Origin of the sequence: Sutterella massiliensis, assembly GCF_016899755.1 — a bacterium.
GTDB classification, from domain to species: Bacteria; Pseudomonadota; Gammaproteobacteria; order Burkholderiales; family Burkholderiaceae_F; genus Sutterella; species Sutterella massiliensis.
The window spans coordinates 1-9,300 of sequence record NZ_JACJJC010000031.1; the positions used below are offsets into that span (position 1 = coordinate 1).

The window sequence follows — 9,300 nt, forward strand, 5'->3', positions numbered from 1 at the left end:
TGGTGGAGGATAGCGGGATCGAACCGCTGACCTCTTGCATGCCATGCAAGCGCTCTCCCAGCTGAGCTAATCCCCCGCACTGCGGGCGGGCGTGAAAAACACACCCTCTCACTTATAGCAAAACCCGCCGAACATTGCGTTCGACGGGTTTTGTGTCTTGGCGTCCCCACGGGGATTCGAACCCCGGTACCGACCGTGAAAGGGTCGTGTCCTAGGCCTCTAGACGATAGGGACCTGAATTCTTGGTGGAGGATAGCGGGATCGAACCGCTGACCTCTTGCATGCCATGCAAGCGCTCTCCCAGCTGAGCTAATCCCCCGAAATCGGAGAAGTGAAATTATGCACATCCGAACCCATTTTGGCAAGAGCAACAAAGCGAATATTTACATTTTATTACATTTAACATTAATCAGACGCTGCCGTCCATCGAGTCGAAAAGCGGGAAATCGTGCGCGTGGCAGGGATTGGCGGCGTACAAACGGGGCGGGAGTGCCCTTCATGCGATAGTCTAGAGCTCATCGCAGATCCACCATTGCGAGCGGCTGCCGACGACCGTTGGCCGCACACGCCGCGCGCAGACCGTACAGTTCATGACTCAAACAGCGAAAAAAACTGCGCCCGAGAGCGATTTCATTCGCATTCGAGGCGCTTCGCAAAACAACCTCAAGCACATCGACGTCGACATTCCCGTCGGCGAATTCACGGTTGTAACGGGCCTTTCCGGCTCGGGCAAAAGCTCGCTTGTCTTCGACACGCTCTACGCAGAAGGTCAGCGCCGCTACGTCGAGACATTCAGCCCTTACGCGCGTCAGTTCCTAGACCGAATGGATCGTCCGCACGTTGACGCGATCGAGGGTGTACCGCCCGCGATTGCGATCGACCAGAACGGCGTCATCCGCACGTCGCGCTCGACCGTGGGCACGATGACGGAGTTGAACGACCACCTGAAACTCCTTTTTGCGCATCACGCACAGGCCTACTGTCCCGACGACGGTTCGTTCGTGCCGGACTTCACCCCCGAAACGATCTGGGAGGACATTCTCGAGCGCCTCGAAAAGAGTTCGACGCCCGGCATTGACCTTGACGCGCGGTTGGCGATCGCTTTCGAGCTTGCAGTTCCGAAGTCGCTGCCCCTCGAAACGGCTGAAGCGGGCCTTTCCGCACAGGGCTTCACACGCATATTGAAGCGCGTTCCCGACAAAAGCGCGACGATGCTCGCCGTTGCAGCCGACCGCTTCCGCCCCTCGCGTGTTGAGCGAGGCCGTGCGCTCGAAGCTATCGAGACCGCACTTGAAAAAGGGGCGGGTAAGCTTGTCGTTTATGTCGAAAGCGCCGACGAGCCTCTCGAGGTTGCGCGCTACCGCCGCGGCCGCGTCTGCCCGAGCTGCGGCAAGGTTTTCGCGTCGGCAACTCCCAACCTCTTCAGCTTCAATTCGCCCGTAGGCGCCTGTCCGACATGCCGCGGTTTCGGGCGCGTCATTGAAAACGACATTCGCCTCATCATCCCGGATCCAAGCAAAACGCTTGAAGAGGATGCGGTGAAGCCCTTCTCCACGGCCGCCTACGCCGAATGCAAGGAAGAGATGCTCGAGCGATGCGCAAAGGCGGGCATTCGACTGAACGTTCCATTCGAGGACCTGAGCGAGGATGAGAAGCGCTTTGTCGTCGAGGGTGACCCCGCGTGGTCGGGCGACTGGCGGCGCGAGTGGTACGGCATCAAGCGCTTTTTCGAGTGGCTCGAGACGAAGAGCTACAAGATGCATGTGCGCGTGATGCTTTCGCGCTATCGCTCCTACGTGAAGTGTCCGGACTGCGGCGGCTCGCATCTCAAGAGCGACTCGCTCGTCTGGCGCTACGGCACTCTTGAGATGCGAGCTGCGTTCAAGGGCTCGGTCGCAGGCTTTAAGCCCGTGGGCGCGAAGATCTCCGATGCCGACTACGAAAAACTGCCGGGCTTCAACTTCCACGAGCTCATGCTGCTGCCCATTAAGTCGCTCAAGGGCTTCTTCGGACTTGCGGCCGAGCGCGCCGAGAGCGCCGACGAAAAGATGCTCCTCTCGGAGATCAACTCGCGCCTCGGTTACTTGGTTGACGTCGGTCTCGGCTACCTCACGCTCGACCGGCAGGGCCGAACGCTCTCGGGCGGCGAAGTGCAGCGCGTCAATCTGACGACCGCGCTCGGCACAAACCTCGTCAATACGCTTTTCGTCCTTGACGAACCTTCGATCGGTCTGCACCCGCGTGACATGGATCGCGTCAACGGCATACTGCGCCGACTTACCGAAGCGGGCAACACCCTTGTCGTGGTCGAACACGATCCGCAGGTGATGCTCGCGGCCAACCGATTGATCGACATGGGGCCGAAAGCCGGCCGGGAAGGCGGCGAAATCATCTTTGAGGGTCCTACGCGCGACGTACTCGCTGCCGAGACCGCTACGGGCGCGTATCTGAGCGGCCGCAAACGCATCGAGCGCAAGCATCTGCCCGTTGACGCCGACACGCCGAAGATGCGACTCATGCGAGCGTCCAAGCACAACCTCAAGAACATCGCCGTCGACATTCCGCTCGGGCGATTCGTCGCGGTGGCAGGCGTTTCGGGCAGCGGCAAGTCCACGCTTGTCGCCGATACGCTTGTACCGCTCCTCTCGCGCGCACTCAACCTCACGAAAGGCCCTGCGGTGGACACCGCAGGCGCGCTTCTCGGCGGCGAACTCCCGAGCGACTGCGTCTTCGTCGACCAGAGTCCGCTCGGGCGCACGACGCGCGGCAATCCAGCGAGCTACGTAGGCGCCTTTGACGGCATTCGCCGCTTCTTCGGCATGAAGCCGCAGACGCGCGCCGCGGGCTTCAAGGAAGCGGACTTCTCCTTCAACGCCGGCAAAGGGCGTTGCCCGCACTGCCTCGGTGCGGGCTACGAGCACGTCGAGATGCAATTTCTCTCGGACGTGTATCTGCCCTGCCCTGTCTGCAAGGGACGACACTACCGCGACGAGATCCTAGCGCTCGCCTATCCGATGGCCGACGGCGTCACGCGCAACATCGCCGATACGCTCGAACTCACGGTCAAGCAGGCGCTTGACGCCTTCGAAGGCATTGAAGAAATCACGGGGCCCCTAAGCTTTCTTGACTTCGTGGGATTGGGCTACCTCACGCTCGGCCAGCCGCTTACAACGCTCTCCGGGGGCGAGCGTCAGCGCCTCAAGCTCGCTGCGCACATTGCCGAAGGCATTCCGCGTTCGCGCGGGCGCCGAGGCAAAGCCTTCATCTTCGACGAACCGACAACAGGCCTGCACTTTGCCGATGTCGCACGCCTCATCGAGGTCTTCGATCGTCTCATTGCGCTCGGACACACGGTGATCGTGATCGAACACAACCTCGACGTCGTCAACTGCGCCGACTGGGTGATCGAACTCGGCCCCGAAGGCGGCGATGAAGGGGGGAAACTCGTCTTTGCGGGTACGCCCGAGGCGATGATCGAAAAGGACACGCTCACGGGCGCGGCGCTTCAAGGCTGGCGCCTCGCGCTTGCGGGCGACGAAAGCAAAGAAACGTTCTTCAACCTGCCCAAGCCCAAACCCAAGACGCGCTCCATGCAGTCGCTGTTGCTCGAGCGTCGGGCTATTGTGGTCGAGGGCGCACGCGAACACAACCTCAAGAACATCACGACGGCGCTGCCGCGCGGCCGCTTCAACGTAATCACCGGCCCTTCGGGCTCGGGCAAATCGACGCTCGCCTTTGACATCATCTTCGCAGAGGGGCAACGCCGATACCTCGAGAGTCTCAACGCCTACGCGCGCTCCATGGTGCAGCCGCCGCCCGTACCGGAAGTCGATGCCGTGCGCGGCATCGCGCCCACGGTCGCGATCGAGCAGCGCACAAGCCGCGGCGGGATGCGCTCGACCGTCGCAACGCTCACCGAGATCTATCACTTCCTGCGCCTCATCTACGTCAAGCTCGGCACCCAATACTGCCCCGACTGCGGTATTCCCGTCGAAGCGCAGAGCGCAGAAGCAATAGCCGATGCGCTCGCACGCGACTTCGGCAAGAAAAGCATCATGCTGCTCGTGCCTGTCGTGCAGCGGCGCAAGGGCGCCTTTGCCGACAAACTCGAAGAAATGCGCACGACCTTCGGGCGCAAGTGGGCGCGCATCGACGGCAAATGGACGCCGCTCGAAGGGTTGGAAAAACTTAATTTGCGCAAGCTCCACGACATCGAAATGCCCGTTGAAGTCGTGCCCGCGCGCGCGAGCGTTTCTTCGCGTATCGAAGCCGTAAAGCGCGCGCTCTCGGTGCTCGAGCGCGGTCAGATTTTCGCTACTGTCGACTTCCCCGAAGAGGACGCAGCACTTGTCGAGCGCGACTCGCCCGAAGAAACCGTGCGCTTTTATTCGGCCCTGCGCGCCTGTCCGAAATGCGCGCGCAGCTTCCCCGAACTCGACAGTCGGCTGTTCTCTTACAACGCCACCGTCGGCGCTTGTCCGACGTGTCTCGGCTACGGCGTGGTATCGGCAGCGGTTGCCAAAGAAGCGCGCAAGAAGCGCACCGACGAGGAGCGCATTCTCGCCATGACGAGTGACCGTCTCCCCGACGAAGACGAAGCGCTCGAAACCTGCCCCGACTGCGGCGGTACGCGTCTTAACGAGATAGCGCGCAACGTGCTTTGGAAGGGCGAATCGATCAGCCGCATCGGCGCAATGACAATCAAAGAAGCAAGCGCTTACTTCAAGAAGCTTCGACTGTCGGCACGCGATTCGCAGATTGCCCGAGATGCGGTCGCAGAAATCGTATCTCGCCTTGCGTTCCTTGAAGACGTCGGACTCGCCTACCTGTCGCTCGACCGCAGTGCTCCGACGCTTTCCGGGGGTGAAAGCCAGCGCATTCGTCTTGCCGCGCAACTCGGTACGAATCTGCGCGGCGTCTGCTACGTGCTCGACGAACCAACAATCGGTCTGCACCCGCGCGACAACGGGATCCTCCTCTCGGCAATCGAACGCTTGACGAACAAAGGCAACACGCTTCTTGTGGTCGAGCACGATGAAGAAACGATTCGGCGCGCCGACCACGTGCTCGACATCGGACCGGGAGCCGGCATCCGCGGCGGACGCATCATGGCCGAGGGTACGGTCGAGGACGTTATGAACGCTCCCGAGTCGCCAACGGGCGCCGCACTCAAATCGCCGCTCGCACACACGGGCCGCGCCAAGCGTCCCTTTGACGAATCGAGCAAGCGACTCGTCATCGAACACGCCGACGAAAACAATCTCTCGATCGACCGACTCGAAATTCCGATCGGCCGCCTCACGGTCATTACGGGTGTCTCGGGCAGCGGCAAATCGACGCTTGCGCGCGAGGTGCTTTTCGAGAACGTGTCGCGAAACCTCAAAGTGTCGCCCGAAGCGCGTCACTTCCGCGGCTGCGCCTCGATCACGGGGCTTGAAGCCATCGGACGCATTCTCGAAGTCGACCAAACGCCGATCGGCAAAACGCCGCGGTCGTGCCCGGCCACCTACGTGGGGTTCTTTGACAAGATCCGTGCGCTTTACGCGCAGACGCCCGAAGCCGTAGCGCGCGGCTTCGCGCCAGGTCGCTTTTCCTTCAACAATGCCGAAGGGAGCTGCCCGGTGTGCGGCGGTCAAGGACTGCGCACGATCGAAATGAATTTCCTGCCCGATGTCAAGGTCCTTTGTGAAGCCTGCCGCGGCAGCCGCTTCAACGCCGAAACGCTCGCCGTTGCCTGGAAGGGAAAAAACATCGGCGAGGTTCTTCAGATGGAAGTCGACGAAGCAGCCGAATTCTTTGCTTCGATGCCCGCGATCGCCCATCCGCTTCGCCTGATGCAGGAGGTGGGTTTGGGATACCTCACGCTCGGACAGCCGAGCCCGACGCTCTCGGGGGGCGAAGCACAGCGCATCAAGCTCGTAAGCGAACTCGCGAAGGTTCGTCCCGATGCGACGCGCACGCGCTCGCCGCACACGCTTTACGTGCTCGACGAGCCGACGGTGGGACTGCACATGACAGACGTCGAAAAACTCACGAATGTATTGAGCCGCCTCGTTGACGCGGGCAATACGGTCGTCGTGATCGAACACAACCTCGACGTCATTGCCGAAGCCGACTGGGTGATCGATCTCGGTCCAGAAGGCGGTGCGGGAGGCGGCCGCGTGGTTGCCGTAGGCGAACCCGCCACGGTTGCAAAGTGTCGCACGGAAACGGGGCGAGCCCTCAAGGCATTTCTCAAAATCCATCGACCGAAAAAGCGCGCTGCGGCCCTGTAGCCGGCCTCTGGATAAGGGAAAGCCTGCCTCGCAGCATTCTTTGCGGGCAGGCTTTCTTTTTGAGGTTGCCTGGCAGTTCGAAACTGCAGCGTCGCTAGCGTCTTTCCACGTAGCAGAGCGCAAGTGCCGCGAGCAGCAGCATGACCGCGCTCGGCGTGATCGATACCGCAATGGGCGACCAGGTATTGACGATCCCGAGATAAGAGAAAAGGTTGTTGAGTGCGTAGAACGCGATGCCAATCATGACGCCCAGGAAGATCTTCACGGCGACGCCGCCCGAGCGCGCATTCATGTACGCAAAGGGCATCGAAAGCGCAAGCATTACGATGATCGCGAGCGGATAGGTCGCTTTCGACCAGAAGGCAATCTGATAGTGCTCGGCCTGCTGGTTGGTCTTCGTAATGTGCGCGAGATACCGATCAAGGTCGCGCATCGACATATTTTCTGGCTTCGTGGTCATCACGCCGAGAATTTCGGGTCCGACGGTCGTCTCAAGATAGAGTTCCTCGGGAGCGGACGTAATGATCTTCGCTTCGATCGGCTTCGTGTCCTTCGGATCGAAGGCCGGGTATGTCACCGTCACCGCCTTGTGCAGCTGCCAGCCCTTGCCAGGGTGGAAGCTCGCCGAGTCGGCATGAATCATTCGCAGGAGCTTGCCTTCGCGGTTGAATTCGAACATGCGCCAGGCCCCCGTCTCGCTCATATTCGAGGCCGATAGATTCTTAACGTTGATGTAGCGGTCAACGGGCTTGCCCTCGTGATTTTGCGCGAGGTCGCGCACCCAGACGCCGGAGACATAACCGCGCGCACTCACGGTATCGTTCTTGTCGCCCGACTTCACTTCAATCGTGTAGCGCGCCGCCCAAGGTGCGACAACCTCGCCAAACCCGTAGGTAAGCACAACGAGCAAAACACCCGGCAGAAGAAGGGCTCGCGCCAAACGAACGGGCGACATCCCCGCAACGCGCAGCACGGTGAATTCGGATTTTGCAGCCCAGCGAGCCATCGTATAAACGGCCGCGAGGAGTACGGCGAGCGGCATCACTTCATAGATGCGCGAAGGCAGCGTGAGCGATGTCAGCAAAAAAGCCGTTCCAAGCGTGTACTCGGTCCCGACATCCTCCATTTGATTGATGAGATCGAAGAACGCAAAGAGCGCTACGAGCGCCACGAGAACGAACGCCGTCGAGAGAAGGATCTCTTTGGTGAATTGTTTGTCGATTACCTTCATCATCAGGGCTCCTCGGTTGCACGGGGCTTGCGCGACTGCAGGCGTTCGCGGATATACCAGATCGAGCACCAGCTCGGCAGCCAGCGCATCATGTAGACGCGCCGGATGAAGAGAACGACGGTTATGAGGAATACCGTACCGTTAAGAAGCGCGAAGGCGCTCCAGAGCGACAGCTTTCCCTGCTCGACCCAGGTCTCGCAAATCGAGATGCCGTTCAGATAAAGCACGAAGATAAGGGCGGCAAAAATGAGATTAAGACTTCGGCCGGCTCGCGGCGAAGTACAGGAGAGCGGCACCGCAAGAAGCGCGAGATTGAACGCGGCAATGGGCCACGTGAAGCGCCAAAGAAGCTGCGCCTGATTCTCGGGCGTCGGATTGGCCATAAGTAGCGGCAGCGGCTGCGAAGCGGTTCTGCTCGCTCTCAGGGGCTTGTCGAGCTTAATATCGATGCGCACGCCGTAGGTATCGAACTCTACAATGCGCGTCGCCGACGAGTCGTTTTGCGTCTCGATGCGGCGGCCGTTATGAAGAACGATGTAGCGGTCACCTTCTTCGTTGAGCTCGATGCGCCCGCGCTCGGCTGTCACAACCGACTCGCGGCCCTTGCCACCCTCGGCCATGAAAATGTGATCGACTTCGTTCGTATCTTCACCCTGCGACTCGATGAAGAAAACGCGCTTGCCGCCCATCGATTCGATGAAGCGTCCAGGTGCAATGGCATTGACTTCGTCGCGCTGCTTGAACTGTTCGCGCGTAATTTCCGACTGCGAGCGCGCCCAGGGAGAAATGACGAGCGAAAGGAGCCCGACGGCCAGAATAACCGGAATGGAAAAGCGCAGTACGGGACCGATCCACGCGAGGAGCGACTGTCCGCCAGAAGAGAACCAGACGACCATTTCATTGTCCTGCCACCAACGCATGAGCGTCATGAGAACGGCAATGAAAAGCGAAACCGCCAGCAGCGGCGCAAGGTTCGTAAGCACGTTGTATAGCACCATCTGAAGCACGGCCGCGTTATCGATACGGCCGCCTGCCGCAAGGCTCAAAACGCGCACCATGCCAACGGCGATGACAATCGTGAAGAGGACGGTGAAGACTCCGCCGGCCGAATTGGCCAGTTCGGAGACCATGGATCGCTTGAAAATCATTCTCTTCTTTAGCGGAAAGCAGCACGACGCCGCACACCGCAGCAGGAATGCGGCGGTGCACGGCCGGTGAAGCGCGCCGGGGCCTTGATGAGGGCGAGAACAAACGCAGCAGTAACGCCGCTCGAACTCAAGCCGCGCTCATACAGTTGCCAAGCAGCGTGCGCAAGCTTCACCGTAGATTCTTGTTCGAGGTAGAACGATTGTAAGCGAGGGCTGTCCGAGAGGCGTAGCAGCCGAAGAAATTCTTTTGCAGCACACCCGATTTGCAACCCTGAATAAGACGAAACCCCTCAAGCGCTGAGCATCGAGGGGTTTCTTTATGGGGAGCCTGGCAATGACCTACTTTCACTGGAAATACAACCAACTATCATCGGCCCTGAAGCGTTTCACTGTCCTGTTCGGAATGGGAAGGAGTGGTTCCGCAACGGTATGGTCGCCAGGCTGAAAACTTTGGAAGGAAATGACTGCAGGTTTCGACTGCGCTTCGATTCTTTCTGGAAGTCCTCTTCGAGCTTCGACTCTTCAAGGCTTCACGGTTATAGGATCAAGCTGCACGAGCAATTAGTATCGGTCAGCTAAACGCCTCACAGCGCTTGCACACCCGACCTATCAACGTCCTGGTCTCGAACGACTCTTTAGGGAGGTC

The 9,300-nt window shown here is 60.0% G+C and carries 3 protein-coding genes, 3 tRNA genes and 2 rRNA genes; 1 reads left to right on the forward strand and 7 read right to left on the reverse strand.

The window, feature by feature from the left end:
• The 3 genes from H6A60_RS10795 to H6A60_RS10805 all read right to left on the reverse strand — a co-directional run bounded on the left by H6A60_RS10795 (position 1) and on the right by H6A60_RS10805 (position 319).
• Positions 1-76: transfer RNA gene (locus tag H6A60_RS10795), tRNA-Ala, on the reverse strand.
• A gap of 82 nt (positions 77-158) precedes the next feature.
• Positions 159-234: transfer RNA gene (locus H6A60_RS10800), tRNA-Glu, on the reverse strand.
• Between the two features lie 9 nt (positions 235-243).
• Positions 244-319: transfer RNA gene (locus H6A60_RS10805), tRNA-Ala, on the reverse strand.
• 271 nt (positions 320-590) lie between these two features.
• Between H6A60_RS10805 and uvrA the strand changes: the two genes are divergently transcribed.
• On the forward strand, positions 591-6,275 hold the full coding sequence (gene uvrA, locus H6A60_RS10810) for an excinuclease ABC subunit UvrA (RefSeq protein WP_205104492.1): 5,685 nt from the start codon (positions 591-593) through the stop codon (positions 6,273-6,275).
• A gap of 94 nt (positions 6,276-6,369) precedes the next feature.
• Here uvrA and lptG read toward each other — a convergent pair whose 3' ends face one another.
• From lptG to H6A60_RS10830, 4 genes are all read right to left on the reverse strand, one after another.
• Positions 6,370-7,509, reverse strand: coding sequence for an LPS export ABC transporter permease LptG (lptG, locus tag H6A60_RS10815; protein ID WP_239477723.1), 1,140 nt, complete (start codon positions 7,507-7,509; stop codon positions 6,370-6,372).
• The gene (gene lptF, locus H6A60_RS10820; RefSeq protein ID WP_205104494.1) at positions 7,509-8,654 is read right to left on the reverse strand and encodes an LPS export ABC transporter permease LptF; all 1,146 of its coding nucleotides are present in this window, start codon (positions 8,652-8,654) and stop codon (positions 7,509-7,511) included. The genes lptG and lptF overlap by 1 nt, the downstream gene beginning before the upstream one ends.
• A gap of 326 nt (positions 8,655-8,980) precedes the next feature.
• Positions 8,981-9,095 (reverse strand): 5S ribosomal RNA (rrf, locus tag H6A60_RS10825).
• Positions 9,096-9,194: 99 nt separating this feature from the next.
• Positions 9,195-9,300: ribosomal RNA gene (locus H6A60_RS10830) — 23S ribosomal RNA — on the reverse strand; the annotation flags it as partial.

Excerpts from the sequence above, each read along its gene's own strand:
- lptG (WP_239477723.1), bottom strand. The coding sequence starts at position 7,509 with ATGATGAAGGTAATCGACAAACAATTCACCAAAGAGATCCTTCTCTCG.
- uvrA (WP_205104492.1), top strand. The coding sequence starts at position 591 with ATGACTCAAACAGCGAAAAAAACTGCGCCCGAGAGCGATTTCATTCGC.
- lptF (WP_205104494.1), bottom strand. The coding sequence starts at position 8,654 with ATGATTTTCAAGCGATCCATGGTCTCCGAACTGGCCAATTCGGCCGGC.